Source organism: Bradyrhizobium sp. WYCCWR15520, assembly GCF_056174665.1.
Genome location: NZ_JBWBWM010000051.1, coordinates 1 through 14,623, shown reverse-complemented (window position 1 = coordinate 14,623; position 14,623 = coordinate 1). Strand labels below are relative to the sequence as shown.

The 14,623-nt window shown below is 55.6% G+C and carries 15 protein-coding genes and 2 pseudogenes; 8 read left to right on the top strand and 9 right to left on the bottom strand.

Translation table 11 applies throughout. The features are described from left to right. Positions 1-113 precede the first annotated feature (113 nt). The 5 genes from AC0QUY_RS36925 to AC0QUY_RS36905 form a co-directional block, all read right to left on the bottom strand. Complete coding sequence (locus tag AC0QUY_RS36925; RefSeq protein WP_475390949.1) at positions 114-335, bottom strand: DUF6894 family protein; 222 nt, start codon at positions 333-335, stop codon at positions 114-116. A gap of 45 nt (positions 336-380) precedes the next feature. Further along, a complete protein-coding gene (locus AC0QUY_RS36920; RefSeq protein WP_475390948.1) occupies positions 381-560 on the bottom strand; it encodes a hypothetical protein in 180 nt (59 codons plus the stop codon). A 55-nt stretch (positions 561-615) separates the two neighbouring features. Further along, positions 616-852 carry a DUF6894 family protein gene (locus AC0QUY_RS36915; RefSeq protein WP_475390947.1) on the bottom strand — a complete coding sequence of 79 codons (237 nt, stop codon included), beginning with the start codon at positions 850-852 and terminating at the stop codon, positions 616-618. A gap of 152 nt (positions 853-1,004) precedes the next feature. Beyond that, on the bottom strand, positions 1,005-1,397 hold the full coding sequence (locus AC0QUY_RS36910; RefSeq protein WP_475390945.1) for a hypothetical protein: 393 nt from the start codon (positions 1,395-1,397) through the stop codon (positions 1,005-1,007). Between the two features lie 405 nt (positions 1,398-1,802). Beyond that, a complete protein-coding gene (locus tag AC0QUY_RS36905) occupies positions 1,803-2,324 on the bottom strand; it encodes an SET domain-containing protein-lysine N-methyltransferase (protein ID WP_475390943.1) in 522 nt (173 codons plus the stop codon). A gap of 67 nt (positions 2,325-2,391) precedes the next feature. On the opposite strand from AC0QUY_RS36905, the gene AC0QUY_RS36900 reads away from it, so the two are divergent. The 8 genes and pseudogenes from AC0QUY_RS36900 (at position 2,392) to AC0QUY_RS36865 (ending at position 8,458) form a co-directional block, all read left to right on the top strand. After that, complete coding sequence (locus tag AC0QUY_RS36900; RefSeq protein WP_475390941.1) at positions 2,392-3,093, top strand: methyltransferase; 702 nt, start codon at positions 2,392-2,394, stop codon at positions 3,091-3,093. Beyond that, complete coding sequence (locus AC0QUY_RS36895; RefSeq protein WP_475390939.1) at positions 3,087-3,395, top strand: hypothetical protein; 309 nt, start codon at positions 3,087-3,089, stop codon at positions 3,393-3,395. Before AC0QUY_RS36900 ends, AC0QUY_RS36895 begins: the two co-directional genes overlap by 7 nt. Positions 3,396-3,517: 122 nt before the next feature. Further along, entirely contained in the window at positions 3,518-3,967 is a 450-nt protein-coding gene (locus AC0QUY_RS36890; RefSeq protein WP_475390937.1) for an iron-containing redox enzyme family protein, read from the top strand. A 416-nt stretch (positions 3,968-4,383) separates the two neighbouring features. Next, complete coding sequence (locus AC0QUY_RS36885; RefSeq protein WP_475390935.1) at positions 4,384-5,286, top strand: hypothetical protein; 903 nt, start codon at positions 4,384-4,386, stop codon at positions 5,284-5,286. A gap of 843 nt (positions 5,287-6,129) precedes the next feature. Further along, positions 6,130-7,065 (top strand): PhnA-like protein, encoded by a 936-nt coding sequence (locus tag AC0QUY_RS36880; RefSeq protein ID WP_475390933.1) that lies wholly within the window; start codon positions 6,130-6,132, stop codon positions 7,063-7,065. Positions 7,066-7,399: 334 nt separating this feature from the next. Continuing rightward, positions 7,400-7,855 carry a YidB family protein gene (locus AC0QUY_RS36875; protein ID WP_475390931.1) on the top strand — a complete coding sequence of 152 codons (456 nt, stop codon included), beginning with the start codon at positions 7,400-7,402 and terminating at the stop codon, positions 7,853-7,855. 22 nt (positions 7,856-7,877) lie between these two features. Next, positions 7,878-7,952, top strand: a pseudogene (locus tag AC0QUY_RS36870) (GlsB/YeaQ/YmgE family stress response membrane protein); the annotation flags it as partial. A 359-nt stretch (positions 7,953-8,311) separates the two neighbouring features. Then, entirely contained in the window at positions 8,312-8,458 is a 147-nt protein-coding gene (locus AC0QUY_RS36865) for a hypothetical protein (protein ID WP_475390929.1), read from the top strand. 1,340 nt (positions 8,459-9,798) lie between these two features. On the opposite strand, the gene AC0QUY_RS36860 is transcribed toward AC0QUY_RS36865, so the two are convergent. The 4 genes and pseudogenes from AC0QUY_RS36860 to AC0QUY_RS36845 all read right to left on the bottom strand — a co-directional run. Continuing rightward, positions 9,799-10,062 carry a hypothetical protein gene (locus AC0QUY_RS36860; RefSeq protein WP_475390992.1) on the bottom strand — a complete coding sequence of 88 codons (264 nt, stop codon included), beginning with the start codon at positions 10,060-10,062 and terminating at the stop codon, positions 9,799-9,801. Positions 10,063-10,607: 545 nt separating this feature from the next. Further along, positions 10,608-11,630, bottom strand: a complete 1,023-nt coding sequence (locus AC0QUY_RS36855; protein ID WP_475390927.1) for an alpha/beta fold hydrolase — start codon at positions 11,628-11,630, stop codon at positions 10,608-10,610. 354 nt (positions 11,631-11,984) lie between these two features. Further along, a pseudogene (locus AC0QUY_RS36850) lies at positions 11,985-13,117 on the bottom strand (glycosyltransferase family 4 protein). 1 nt (position 13,118) lies between these two features. Continuing rightward, a partial coding sequence (locus tag AC0QUY_RS36845; RefSeq protein WP_475390924.1) for an alpha-amylase family glycosyl hydrolase occupies positions 13,119-14,623 on the bottom strand: 1,505 nt, incomplete at its 5' end.

The window sequence follows — 14,623 nt, the reverse complement described above, 5'->3', positions numbered from 1 at the left end:
AAAGGTGGACACGAAGCAAGGCAATAGCTAGTCACGGTATCAAGGGAAGGTGAGGATCGTTGTTGTGCCAGAATCTGAACTTTCCTGTTTGGTAGTTCAACCGATTTGTCTTGCTAGAGATGCGATAAGTTTGAGCCCAGATCCATTCTCATTGACCTTGCAGATGCCACGCCCGTTATCTGACACAGTAAGCCGCGCTTATCCGATTTTGCACTAATGATATCGGCGATGTCCTTCAGCGCTTCCTTATACGCTGCATCCAAGTTCTTTAGCTCCGCCCCAATGAAATCAACCGTATCGATGTGATTTCTGATGTGAAAATAATAACGGGGCAAGGCCGATCCTTTGTTTGAGTTGCGGAATGCGCGCCCTTCGGCGCTTTATTCCGAAGGCCCCTCATCCAGCCGACGGCTGATGGCGGACGCTTTCGCTAACTGACGAGCGCTTGCAAGTTTTTCACGTTTTTTGCCCGGGGGAACGCTGCTTGCTTCTTGTCGCAGCTGCCTGGCATCTTGCGCGAGCCGCTGGTCGGTTCGCAATCGCTTGATGCGTTTTTTCATGCTTGCTTGACACACTCTCTTTCAAATATGCGGTCTCGTTCGACTGAGCAGGGCCTCATCGCTTTCGTGCAATGTCGAACGAAAAGTTAACTTCCATCACCGGCCCGTGAGTGTCGCGCACCCAGATTGCCATTCGCTGGCCCCGCGCGCCTTCCACGCCTATCGCATTTCGAGCGAAAACCGCCAGAGCGCGCGCAGCCTCTCTTTGCGCTGCCAACACGCTACGGAGATTCATGCCCTCATCATCGATACGGAGCTCGTTTCCGGCATAAATATCGAAGTAAAAAATCATGTGGCGGTGCTCTTCGATACGCAGGCGGGAGCAACGGGTCTCTCGGTCGCTGGCGCCTTCGGCCTTGGCAGCACCGTAGGTAAACGATTGGGTAAAACCGTCGTTCCTAAAGTAGTGCCAGGAGCCGCAACCGCTCCCGGACCAGCCAGGGATTAGGTTGGTTCAGCGTCAGAACCATCCGCCTTCCGCAGCTCTTCTTCGATTTCTGCAGCAAGTTTCTTGAGACTCTCGACGGTTTGAGGGTCGCCTACTTGCAAGACCATGCGCCTCGTTTGTTCCAGGCGGCGCTCTAACTCGCGTCGATCATTTGTTGGCGTCAAAACGTCCTCCGGCGCGCCATAGAGGCCGATTACTTTTTCAATAATTTTGGTCCGATGGTCGAACACGGCCACCATCCGGTCGAGGTGCCAAAGCTCCACGTCATGCCCATCAGCCAGCGGTTGGGCGGCTGCAATCGCAGCATCATCGTTGGGACAGTTTGGAAGGGCTGTGGAGGCTTGGAAGTGGCCGTCGTGACCAATGATGTAGACGCGATAATCGGGCAAAGCAGTGCTCCCATTTGGAGGCGGGAGCCGGAAATGCTCGCAGTCACCGATAGAGGCCAAGGGCAGTGCGGTGATGGAACTACCCTACTCCTCGGTGGAGAATTAGGCCAGTATCAGTATCCGCGCTACGGACGATTTCTGCAACACGGATAGCTCTTTTTAAACGTTGGGCGATGCCGCGGCGGGCGTCTGAAACAGGGCAGGCCGTCCGTTTTAGTTCAGCGTCCCTTTACTCGCTTCGTCGAGGTCGCCGAATGTTGGCTGCCGTTGCGCAAGCGTTTGCAACGCGGCAGTTGCAGGTTCTGGATCAGCACAGTTCGGAGCGCCAATCGAACATCGCCGTCGGCTCCTTGGCAGGATCTGCTCGATTGCAGCTTCGTAGGGATCTCTGTCCATCTCTTTTCCTCAGATCTGAGCGGGTTCAAACCAAAGCGTCATTTTATAATCAATCGTGAGCTCCTCACCGGCCCTGATCGCACGCTTCGCGAACACGTCAATTAGCAGCGCATCTATATGGCGCACAAAGTCACAGTTTGGCTCGAAGGAGTGACTCAGCAAGCTAGTGTATCCAAGCGCGATCGCTGAGCGACCGCAATGATTGTACAGGTCCTGTTCTACCGTGTTGTGCTCCCACATGAAGACGTATGTGAAAATCACAGTACGATCCAGTGTCGCCCGCTCATGAGAGGGAATGATAAGAACGGGAGGCCGCTCCGTCAGTTGCCCGCGTTCCAAGTCTTCGAGCGCCACGATCCCGCGCCCTCGCTTACCGAAGTCGCATACGGCTAGCGACACCCGCGCGGTCCTGGGTAAGTTGGCCTCGACCTTATCTTTTAGATCTTGCTCGTTCATAACTTCCGAACAGCCGCGCGTGTGGTTAGTTCCTAATAATAGGAACATCGGACTTTGCGCCGGATTGAACTCCATGACCTTTCGCAAGGAGCTTACTGCCGGCGGCCCTGTTCAGCGCTCTTAGAGACGAAGGTGACGGGAGATGAGCGATGTGCGGGTGTCTACGCTGCAAGGCGAATTGTTTGCGCATTCGGCGTTTCCCACGCGATCTGCTGACGCAGTCTTTTTTGGACCCGATACGTATCGATTTGCCAGAGCCATTAGAAGCAACTTATGCGCAGAACCTCGCCGTTTTCACCGAGTCTTGGACATTGGCTGTGGGACAGGCGCCGGGGCGATCGTTGCGTCGAAGAACGCCAAGTGTGACGAGTTGCTTATGACCGACATAAACGAAAATGCGCTTCGGCTGGCACAAGTCAATGCACACGCGGCGGGTGTGAGGGCGATAGCTTTGTTCAGCGAACTATTCGCGAATATTGCGGGCACGTTCGATTTCATCGTCGCCAACCCGCCCTACCTGAATGACCCGCTGCAACGGGCCTATCGCCACGGAGGGGGTTCGCTTGGAAGTGCGCTTTCTGTCCGCATAGCTGAGACAGCAATAGACAAGCTTTCCCAAGGAGGAACGCTGCTGTTGTACACGGGGTCGCCTATTGTCGACGGGAACGATCTCTTTCTTCAAACCGTCGAACGATGCTTCCGCGGCTGCGATCTTCTCTGGTCCTACGAAGAAGTGGATCCAGACGTCTTTGGAGAAGAGCTAGAAACTGAATCATACCGCACAGTTGATCGAATTGCGGCTGTCGTATTGATAGCAAGAAAACCCGGAGTACACGAATGTTAGATACTGTACGCGCTTCGCCACGAGATAAAGAAAGGAGCCGGCAGTTTCAGCTTAATCGGCTGAACAGTCTGCGCTTCAATCCGGACCTGCCTTCATCAAATTGGAAAGACGAGATTTCCGAAACTGCGGCGCTGGCGTTGATTGAAGGTGACTTTCTAGAAGAAGCTCGAACGTCGATCGCCGACCGCGCGGCCCGGGCACCAACAGATCCGCAGATGTTCATCGAGTGGTTCGAGGAGCTCAAAAACAGCGGTCCTGGCCAAAACGACCCGCTTTTCCCCTGGCTCACCGACGACTGTTAAATGGACCAAATGAAGTGGTTCTTAACGCAAGAGGTCGCTGGCGAGGCGGGTTTTGAAGATCTCACCGCATTGACGCAGTTAAAGCTTCCAATGCAGCCGAAACTTGAGTTAGCGAGGAACTATTGGATGAAATGGGACGCGGGTATCCAAAAGCCATGCATGGACCCCTGCTCGCCGCATTATCCACCCACCTTGAACTCCATCCGTTGCCGGAAACAACCGTGACCGAAGCATTAGCTTTCGCAAACACCATGGCCGGACTCGCGGCTAACCGGCGTTACGCGTACCATTCGGTGGGCGCCCTCGGGGTGATCGAAATGACCGCGCCTGCACGTTCGGCTGCAACGTCGGCGGGTCTAAAGCGGCTCGGCGTCAGGGCCGGCAACAGACACTACTTCGCCCTTCACGCCGTGCTCGATGTGAAACACTCAATGGCTTGGAACACCGAAGCCATCAAGCCTCTAATAACTCTAACTCCTGAGGTAGCTATTGCCATCGCTGAGGGTGCCCTGATGCGATTGCAATGCGGGGCGCGTTGCTTTGAACGCTACCGGACCGAGTTCGGAATCTGATAATCGATGCGCTTTCTGGGAATAGGCGATACATGCGATCTCGGTGCGCTGTACATGCGACTTCTTGCTGATGGGCATGAGGTGAAAGTTCATGTCGCCGAACCATTGGCTCAATGGTACCATGAGCGGTCTGGTCGAACATACGTCAGACTGGGAACGCGAGCTCGATTGGATTAAGTCTTCGGGAGACGACGGCATCATCCCGTTCGAAAACGTTGCGAAATCTCGAGGCGAACTTCGGGATCGCCTACGCCTTTCAAGTTATAGACGGAAGTGCATACGGCGACCGCCTCGAAAACGACAGGGCATTCGCTCAGCGGATCCTCGCTGACATCGGACTTCAGACGGCCAAAGTTGAAGAATTTGCCGATGTAGCGAGCGGCAGTCAGTTTTTGACGGACCATCCGGGCCGTTAGGTGCTGAAGTTTAATGGGCAGAATTTCGGTTCAAGAGACAATTATGTAGGCAAGCTTTGCGATGGGACAGACGTGCGCGCGGTCTTGCAGGCCAAGGCGTCGCAATTTGGGAATGACCTCAGTTTTATATTGATGAAACATGTCGAGGGCGTAGAGATGGGCGTCGGTGCCTATTTCGACGGCGAGCAGTTCGTCGGAAGGGCCTGCCTCGATTGGGAGCATAAGAAATTTTTTCCTGGAAACCTTGGCGAATTGACCGGCGAGATGGGCACCATTGCGACCTTTGATCGATCTGAAACGTTTTTCGAGCAGACGCTGAAGCCAATAGCGCCTTTGTTGTCAGCGGGTGGCTACCGGGGCTATATAAATCTAAACACTATCGTTAATAGGTCCGGCATCTGGCCCCTCGAGTTCACCTGTCGCTTCGGCTATCCGGGTTCTGCTGTCTTAGGCCCCCTGCAAGAGACGAACTGGGCGGATCTTTTTGCTGTAATGACGGGCCACAAAGGGCGTGTGCGAATGCGTCCAGGGTTCTGCGCGGCCATCGTTTTGACGATTCCGCCGTTCCCCTATGATCGCAAAGCCGTGGACGAGCCCGTTGGCTTGCCCGTGGTATTCGACGGGCAGCTAATGGCAACCGAGCTGGACCATCTCTATTATGGTGAGGTTGGCCTGCTCGATGGACAACTTATCACGTCGGGCCAATATGGCTGGACAATGGTGGCCACTGCTACCGCAAGTACAATCGAGACTGCTCGAAACAAAGCTACTGTGCTAGCGGAGAAAATTGTCGTTCCGAATGTGCGATACCGGCGCGATATCGGCTCAGATTTAGTGGCGCAGGATTTTGCATTCATCGAGAGACTTAAGTTGCTGGAGCCAATAAACTTCGCTGATATTTAGCTCCCCTTCGAGTCTCGGGGGCTTTACGCCTATTTGCGTGCTCCGGATTCCCGCGCCTTCTGCGAACGCATGCGATTACGCATACGTAACACGGGGAAGTCCAGGTCGACGGCGCCCTACGGTAATTATAAATTGTCGAGAGCCGGATTTCTGTACCAGAGCAGCGACAGCACAACTATTGGTGCACGCGATACCGAATTCCGTAACGTAAGGCGCAACCTTTGGCGGTTGCGCGCTCAATGACTGTCATACGGGTTATGACGGCCGCCGGCACGTCGTAAACTTTTGATCTGTCGACATCTGCGATCTGCATTCCACCGAAATAGGCAGCCATTAGTGCCGCGCAACTTGTCATGGCCTACCTCGTTGCGGCAAATAATACTTCCATCAGCATTCCGTTCCTATTTCGATTCTGCCCTCGGCTCAACCGGGCCTCCTTGTAGGGGGGTCATGGCGTTTTCCGCCACATCGCTACACTCCGCCGCGTCCCGTCGATATTCATCGTCTTAGCCATCCGCTACCGCAATTAAGCGGCAAGCCCTTTCTGGAACCCTGCTCGCGAAGTGACTTGGTCGCGTATGCCCTACCGGAGATAACGCTAACCTAGGCCCCGGCCTCCTCACGGAGTTCGGGCCATCTCTAGGGGGACGATTGGCGGAATGCGACATAGGAACAAAGGGCTTCATCCCTTGTTCAGATGAGAACTCGGCAAGCGCGGGTCTCTCGTAGCCAACTTGTGCGAGATCGGCCTCTACGCGGTGCTCTAAATCAGCAGGTGCAACTTTTTACTCTTCTACTCTCCTGCCATCCGGTGGGTGGACCTCGTTTTTTGTGAGAACAAACATGACAGTCTATCAAACAGCTACGCCCGAACGGGCGCCTCCTCAAACGACGCGCGTTTCGGCATCGGACGATGTCCGAACCATCATGCTCAATGAAATCTCGTGGGGCGCCGTTTTCGCCGGCGCCATCATTGGCCTAGTCGTCCAGTTGATCCTAAACATGATCGGAATTGGGATCGGACTTTCTACCATCGATGCGGTTGCCGGCGACAGCCCAAGCGTTGGTTCGATCTCAATCGGCGCAGGCCTTTGGTGGGTAATATCTGGAATTGTCGCGGCGGGCATCGGCGGCTACTTGGCCGGTCGTTTATCTGGCAAGCCGTCCCACTCCACAACCGCCTACCATGGTTTGATTGCCTGGGCAGTTTCAACGCTGATTGTCGTCTACCTAGTGTCGTCAGCGGCCAGTGGCTTGATCGGTGGGGCCGTTAGTGGAGCGACGAGCGTGTTGGGCGGCGCCGGCAAAGCGGTCGGTGGTTCCGTACAGACTGCCGTGCAAACAGCTGCCCCTTCACTGAACAGCATGAATGATCCGTTGGCTAGCATTGAGGGTCAGGTTCGAAGTGCATCAGGTGGCCAGGATCCCGCGGCGCTTCGCGATGCCGCTGCTACTTCGGTACGGGCTGCTCTGTCGGGCGACCCAGGGCAGCAAGCAGCCGCTACCGACAAGGCCGCTGAAGCTCTAGCTAAGGCGCAGAATATTTCTGCCGATCAGGCTAAGGCTCAAATCGCGCAGTATCAGCAACAGTACAAGGACATGGTCGCGAAGACTAAGCAGCAGGCAAAGGAAGCTGCAGACGCCACTGCAAAAGCTGTCTCGCGAGGTGCCCTGTTCGGCGCTCTGGCGCTCCTGCTAGGCGCGCTAGCCGCGTTCTTCGCTGGTCAAGCTGGGGCGGTCGTTCCTACCGTCATCAGCTCCCCCAGGGCCTCGCACTGACCCCAGCGACCACGGCGGGCGTCAGGCAACGCATCGTAGCCCGACGCCCGCAAACGCACTTCAAATCTTAAGTGCCCATATCGTTTCGGCCTGGTGGTAATGTGTGGCAACCGAGCCTGGAGCGGCTTTGAAGCTGCACGGGCATGACGAATGCACAGTTTGAGGAGCTCTCTGGGACTAGGCCCTGCCGGACAGACCGCCTAGGGCAGCGGACGCGTCACGCTCGGTGGATGACATCGCCAACAAGAGGCAAGTTCGTCGCGGCTAGGAGTGAACTGGAACGCAAGCCGACCTGGAACGTTGCTGCCGGAGTATTCAGCTACAGGAGCGAAATATGTCACGTGGAATGCCATCAATGACGGCGTTATTGGGCTTGCTCGCTCTGGCAGGTTATCAGAACAGGGACAAGTTGGCGGAGTTGCTCAAGGGAGCCGGAAACAATACGCAGCCCGGGGCCAGTACTCAGCAAGGGCCGCTAGGAGGCCTCCTCGGCAGCTTAAGTGGTGCCGCCGCTGGGGGTGGTGTTGGTGGCCTATTAGGCGGCGGACTGGGAGAACTGCTGGATCGGTTCAAGCAGAATGGACAAGGCGATGCGGCGGAGTCGTGGATCAACAAAGGTCCCAATAAAGAACTTCCCCCACCCCAGCTAAAGCAAGCCATTGGCTCAGATGTACTGGCCGCACTCGAGCAACAAACCGGGCTGTCGCAAGAAGAACTCTTGGCGCGGCTTTCCCGAGAACTCCCTTCGGCCATCGATCAATATACGCCCGACGGCCGTATCCCCGCCTAACCTTCAACCGAAGGAACATGACATGGGTATTTTATGGACGATTATAATCGGCTTTGTAGCGGGTATGATTGCCAAGTTCATCATGCCGGGAGACAACGGCATGGTCGCAGGACGTCGACGCGCGATCTAAGAAGAGCGCACGGTCGATCGGCGCCCTCACACTTCGCGCGGTGATTCCGCAGCGCGCCCAATGCTGCGGATGGGCGGTTTAGGGAAGGAATCGGACCCTCCGCTTTGGAAGATCGAACGATGAGGTATCTGGACTGGATCGATCAGCTAAGTCCCGAAGTGGCGCTCCCGTCGATAGCCGTTCTCTTTCTTATCGCCGGCATCGTAGGCTGGTACGTGGGCAGCCTAATCCAGTGGCTGCGGCGCTGAGAAGGGACCAAACGCCTTTTCATTTTTGAGCCGGCAAGCTTCGGCTGGCCTGCGATTACCACCTTGGTGGTATGGGCCATGACGCTGTTTATACAACGAGCGGGACGGCGCGACACACTGGCAGTCCTTGCAAAACTTGACGAACTCTTGAGAGCAATTCATGACACAAAACCGAACTCGCTTCGATTGACGAAGCTTCGATTGACGAAAGCGAGCCAGAGGTAATTGAAAACATTCGAGAAGGTGAGCCGGATGTTGCGCAAACAAATAGACGCGGCTCCATTGACGCTCAATAATCAGAGCCTAGACGTCAATCAGCTATATGCTAAGTCGACGGCAAATCAGACTTGCGCATCCGAAGGGTTCGTGGCCAACGCCCGTCCCGACCAGCCCGAACTAGAACATTTTCCGGACTGAGCATTCTTTTCGGTAGCACGAAACCTTTGCGCACTTCGCCAGTTGGTATGGGCGGTAGAACCGGAAACGGCAGTTATCAGAGTCGCGCGGAGTAATGCCCGAGCGGCTTTTTTAGTGCTCTCGGTACGCGGCAGACCGATCCTAGCGCACTTGAAAGCCTGCGGGCCCTGATCTCTCCGAACAGGATGACCGCCCGCCGCCAACGGGCGAGTTGACCACCGATGCAGAAGCATCGTCTGCGGTAGAAAGTGTCGACCAAAGTCCGACAATTGCGGATTTGCCAATTCTCAAGGAAAACCTGCCGGCGGATTGGCAAGCTGAGCATCCAGTTCTCTGCGTGGCTGGACGCAGTCTCATTGACGAGGCCACCGCGATTATGCTGGCTCATCTCTCGAGTGCATGGCCTGGCGGCGCGCTTCGAGGAGGCAGAAGCCCTTTCCACAACGAATATCTTCCGCCTAGATATTACCCGCGTTGCTTGGTCTACCTCGATGCCGAGGGTCCAGCACACATGCGCTACTCGGGTCGACGTCTTAGGCGGAAGTTCCCCAATGCAACTATTATTCTAGGTTGTTGGGCCAAGGAAGTTGACCCTGCCGGGTTAGCCTCGTTGCGGGAAGGCGCAAAAGCGGACCTTGCGGCCACAAGTATGAGCGAGACCGTCAAGCTTTGTATTGAGGCTACGGGAGTCGTGACGGACGCAGATCACGCGACGTCGAGACCGGGCGCCCCGCCGGAAAACAACATAGACGCTTTCCCAGGAACATCCGCTCAAGGGTCGCTCCGCTGAAGTCGGTAATCATAGTTAGTATAGCTGCCGTAATCCCGTTCAAGCTTGTTAATGATTTCAAAGAAATCCTCATGGCCGACAATAATAAAAACCCAAGTAGAAGGAGCCCGTCGAGAAGCCAAATGGAAAATGTTCGCTTTAATTCCCGCAACATGGCCGGGACGCCCTTGATGCAGACGTACCGGCCAAGCTTCGACCTTCGATCGGCATTTATGTCAATGATTCACGCTCGTTTGTGATTACGCGAGTAATTGGAGCCGTTACGAGAGGATGAGCCTTTACGCTGGCCGCCTACCCGAGAAGGCGCAGGAGCTGGAGGTGAAGAGAGTGGCGAGGAACTTGGGTGTATTACTCGCAATTACAGTCGGGCAGTCCAAGTAGATTGCCCGACCTTGCGCGTCGTCAAGCGCGCCACCGACCTAGACCATCTGGCAGATTTTTGCTGGGAGACGGCTACCTTACCGCCTGCGTGCGATACGAAAACTTGACGTCCATCACTGGGCCCTGCGCGTCGCGCAACTCGATGACCCCGCGAGTCATCCGCACGAATGGCATCTCCCGCGAAATCAGCCACGGCTCGCGCGGCCTCTTCTTGCGCAGCTAAAATGTCCCGCAGCTCCATGCCCTGCTCATCGACGATGACCAAGTCAACTTGGTAAAAATCAAAGTAATAAGTTGACCGTGCCACGGCCTCCCAATGCAAGCGAAGTAAACGTCTCACCGTCACCGCCGGCTTCAACAAGGGCCTTGGCAAGAGACTAGAGTAACTGGGGCGTTGAAATCCTGTTCCTAATAGCTCTAGCTTGGCTTGCCTAAATCATCGAACCGAGACGATTCTCTTCTTGCCCGGCCGAAGAAATCGACGCCGACCTGGTCGCCATTAACCCAGGCGAGCTGACAGCGTCGCGCGCCCTTACAGGCCGGTCGCCTAAAATCGGCACGATAGCATGGGCCGGACAGTAGCCGAGCGGACAAAGAGCGATTTATATCGGTTGATGTTGCAAGGAGGACAACGGGGCGCACGCCGCGTTAAGGGGTGCGACCGCGTCTTCTCGCGACTAGCGCTGCGTGTGTGCTTAGTCGAGCGCTCGAAGCTGCTGCCTTCCCTCGCCGGGCTAAGCACGTCTTGAGGCTGCCTCTTTGCATGCGATGAATGCCACAGAGGGGTCATTCGGCCGCGGTGCTGAACTTCGTCGGCACGGCCGCCACCTCGCGTATAGCGGATAATAGCTGATCTGTTGCGGTCTGCTGGATCATGTGGCCGTTACCGACAACGCGGTGAAATTTACTTTGTCGAACGTCGGAATGAAGCCGGGCTGACTGTGTGTCGATATCGATCAACCGGTCTTGCTCGCCCGCAATGATGACTACGGGCATCTTCAAATCCGCATACCGATTGCGCAGCGTGAAGGCGTCGGGAATCATCATAGCCGACTCAGCCGCCGATGCCCGGATCTGTGAAGGACGCAGCGCCATCTCCTTCGGAAACGCCCGGAACTTTTCCGGCACGGATTGAGGACCGAAGATTTTCGCCATCATCAGCGGCCAAATCGCGCGGCTGATCAGCGGCGCCAAGGTATGACTGAGAATGTCCCCGATCAGCGGCAAGGCCGGCGTGCCCATCGCGATGACGTCAAGTCTCGCAGTCGGATAGTAATAGCCCGAGGCAAGGACCAGTCCGCGAACTAGATCAGGATACTTTAGGGACAGTGCCACGGCAACCGAAGCGCCCCATGAGTGGCCAAGAACGATGGCGTTGGAAACGTTGAGCCGCTCGAGGGCGTTTATGATCAGTTCGGCCTGGGCATCCGGCGTCCAGACTACGTTGCGCGGGCGGTCGCTGTGGCCAAAGCCGGGACGGTCGAAGACGATTACCCGGTAGTTCTTAGCTGCAAGATCAATTAGACCGCTGGATTCGAAATCGTCAATCATGCTGCCATTACCGTGCAACAGGATCAGCGGTTCGCCTGAGCCCCGTTCAACATAGTGCAGCCGAACGCCATTAACGTCGAGGAAGCGACCGGGGGCCGGATTGTCATGCTCCGCGTTCATCTCAAGTTGGCGGTTAACTAGGGCAATTGCGGCGAGGGCTCCGATCGCAACCGCCGATGCTGCCGCGAAGGAAGGTGCCTTTGCGTTGCGACGTTGAACCCGGATGGAAGGCAGGCGTCTAGCGTTGGCTGAAATCATAATGGTACTCGGAGAGCGCGTGCACGAAATCCAGATGATCTGGGAGATGTTGCACCTGCTAAGTGAACCGGCGATGACTCTGATCGTTCCTAACGCTTTAGTTGCGAAATTGCCGACTAACCGTGGTCGGTAAGAGTCCTGTGCGGTCAGTTTACCGGTGCTGTTGGAACCAGGCTAACGCCGAAAGCGCCTAATGTTGGTCCATCGACGTCTCGCCCGGAAGCGCTTACAGCGCCGACCGCTCGGGCTCCCGCACAGAGTTCGCGATGTGCTTCTCGTTAATCATCTAAACGCCGGCGCGCTGTTCCGCGAGAGCGGCTCATTGGATTAATCGGCGCGTTTGCCTCAGCCGTTTCAATTCGCCGCGCTGCTGGCGCCGGCCACCTCGGTCATCGAAATGGCGGACCTCGACTCATCCGCTTGCTGAGCGAGTGCATCACTTGGAAAATCGCTTTGGAGACACTCGGCCCCTATTAGCTCTTGATACAGTCCAACGTGATCATGGGCCATTCGTTGAGACGAAAAACGTCGCTCGAACTCATGCCGGATTCTCCGTCGATCCAAAGTCAGAAGATGGGGTAATTTCTTGATCGCCTCGTCCTTCGACTGGACCACGATGCCCGTTTTGCCATCCTCGATGATTTCCGACACCGAGCCTCGATTGTGAGCGAGAACCGGCGTGCCGCATGCCATCGCCTCAATCATTACTAGGCCAAATGGCTCCGGCCAATCAATCGGGAATAGCAAACCGGAGGCTTCACCCAGAAATTTTGCTTTCTGATGTTCGTTGATTTAGCCAATGAATTCGATGCCCGGTTGATCCAGCAATGGAGCGATCCGTTCGCGAAGTATTGTTCGTCCACCCGATCAATCTTCGCGGCCATTTTTAGTGGGATACCGGCGGATCGTGCGATCTGAATAGCGGTTTCGGGACCCTTCTCGGGAGCAATTCGACCAAGAAAAGCAAGATAGCCACCTCGGGGATGCAGGGTCAGCTTAAGATCTGTTTCAGGGAGACCGTGATAAATCGTTTTGGCGAAGTTTCCGATTGAGATCGGTGTGCGTTGGCTGTCAGAAATGGAGATCAAACGCATTTCATCAAAACCAATGTAAATCGGCTTGTTATCAGGAAGATCCTACCGCCCGTGAAGAGTGTAGGACACGCGAGGACATGTCTCGGAAAAGTGGGAAGTGCAAATAGTCGATGTGGAAGTGAAGAATATCGAACTGGTGCGACTGGCGCCGCACCCGGTCGAGCATGAGCATGTAGTATGGAATGACGTCACAGACTTTGGCGTCCAGCCGAAGTGCTTTAGGAACGCAGCTCACTAATTTTGCCGAGGTTACTGAATCGCCGCTGGCGAATAAGGTAACGTCGTGGCCTAATTTGACCAATTCTTCCGTGAGGTAGGAAACGATCCGCTCAGTCCCACCGTAGAGATTGGGGGCACACTCTCCATCAGCGGGGCAATCTGCGCGATTCTCATCTTAGTTTTCACCCCCGCGCGAACCGCCTGATGTCCAGTAACGCACCCAACGTTCGGAATTGCTTAATGTTCCTACTTGAGCGCGTCCGACACCCACTTTCACGAGCAACCCTTCATTGCCGCGTAAATCGATACTGTCCAGCACCTCCTCCCCCCCGCGGTCTAGAAACGAAGATAGAATGACACGCCCTGATAAGCTTTCATCAGGAAATGAGATAGGCACAGGTCCCATGTTCAACGCCACCAACAACCGCTCCTCGCTCAGCTCACGATAGAACAGCAACAGATCGCCGCTGGCCTTTAAAGGCGTGTACGAGCCCTCCGTGAGAGCAATATGATTGCGCCGGAGATCGATCAGCTGACGATATAACCAATAGAGCGATCCTTTATCCTTGCGGAAATAGTCCACGTTTTCATCACGAAAATTGTCGGCCACAGGCAGCCAGGGATCCGCGTCCGAGAAACCGGCAGATTTCGTGGCATCCCATTGCATCGGGGTGCGGCACCCGTCACGACCTACCCCGATCCCTGGAACGTTTTTTTCGAACGGGTCCCGAACCTGATCCGGGGAAATAGCCGCCTGCTGAAGGCCGATCTCGTCACCGTAGTAGAGGGTTGGCGTTCCGCGCAATGTCATCAGAAGCATTGCAGCGACGCGCACTTGGTCCGCCCCGATTCGGGTTGCGAGGCGCGGTCGGTCGTGGTTGCCCAGAACCCAATTCGGCCACCCTCCCGACGGAAGAGCGGCCTCATACTCATCGATCAGCCGTGCGAGCAAGCGTGCTTCCCATTTGGCCGTAAGGAGCGCAAAGTTGTACGGAAAGTGGACTCCATCCAAATCGCGACCGTAGTACGCGACGAGGCGCTCGATCGGAAGATAAATTTCTCCCAGTAGCACCCGATCGGAAAATTCGTCTGTCACTTGCCGCATACCGCTAATCGCATCATGAACTTCGGGCAAGTCAGCTGTATAAAGTGGGATTAGCGCATCGCGAGGAAGCCCACCGGGCCGGAATTCGTGATTCGGGGGATTGTTGCGAAACTGATCGTCCTTAATGAGATACCAGACGGCATCTACGCGGAATCCATCGACACCACGTCTGAGCCAAAAGCGCATGACGTCGTGGATGGCGTTGCGAACGGCGGGATTGCGCCAGTTTAAGTCGGGCTGTGCGGACAAGAAAGTATGACAATAATACTGATTAGTGTTCGGATCGAATTCCCACGCGCTTCCTCCAAATTCTGAAAGCCAGTTAGTTGGAGGCCCGCCGTTTGGAGCCGGATCACGCCAGATAAACCAATCGCGTTTCGGGTTATGGCGAGATGCTCTGCTTTCAACAAACCAGGGGTGTTGATCGGATGTATGATTAGGAACTAGGTCTAGCAGGCTGCTGAAAAAGCTGATTGCAGGAGCGATTTTCTTGATCGGCGCGAGGATGCGGCGACTTCCGAGGTCTGAACGACGCCGTAGGCGGTGTCTCGGAGGCGATTTTGCTTCATTTTCGA

Excerpts from the sequence above, each read along its gene's own strand:
- AC0QUY_RS36920 (WP_475390948.1), bottom strand. The coding sequence starts at position 560 with ATGAAAAAACGCATCAAGCGATTGCGAACCGACCAGCGGCTCGCGCAA.
- AC0QUY_RS36915 (WP_475390947.1), bottom strand. The coding sequence starts at position 852 with ATGATTTTTTACTTCGATATTTATGCCGGAAACGAGCTCCGTATCGAT.
- AC0QUY_RS36905 (WP_475390943.1), bottom strand. The coding sequence starts at position 2,324 with ATGGAGTTCAATCCGGCGCAAAGTCCGATGTTCCTATTATTAGGAACT.
- AC0QUY_RS36900 (WP_475390941.1), top strand. The coding sequence starts at position 2,392 with ATGAGCGATGTGCGGGTGTCTACGCTGCAAGGCGAATTGTTTGCGCAT.
- AC0QUY_RS36895 (WP_475390939.1), top strand. The coding sequence starts at position 3,087 with ATGTTAGATACTGTACGCGCTTCGCCACGAGATAAAGAAAGGAGCCGG.
- AC0QUY_RS36880 (WP_475390933.1), top strand. The coding sequence starts at position 6,130 with ATGACAGTCTATCAAACAGCTACGCCCGAACGGGCGCCTCCTCAAACG.
- AC0QUY_RS36875 (WP_475390931.1), top strand. The coding sequence starts at position 7,400 with ATGTCACGTGGAATGCCATCAATGACGGCGTTATTGGGCTTGCTCGCT.
- AC0QUY_RS36865 (WP_475390929.1), top strand. The coding sequence starts at position 8,312 with ATGACGCTGTTTATACAACGAGCGGGACGGCGCGACACACTGGCAGTC.
- AC0QUY_RS36860 (WP_475390992.1), bottom strand. The coding sequence starts at position 10,062 with ATGGAGCTGCGGGACATTTTAGCTGCGCAAGAAGAGGCCGCGCGAGCC.
- AC0QUY_RS36855 (WP_475390927.1), bottom strand. The coding sequence starts at position 11,630 with ATGATTTCAGCCAACGCTAGACGCCTGCCTTCCATCCGGGTTCAACGT.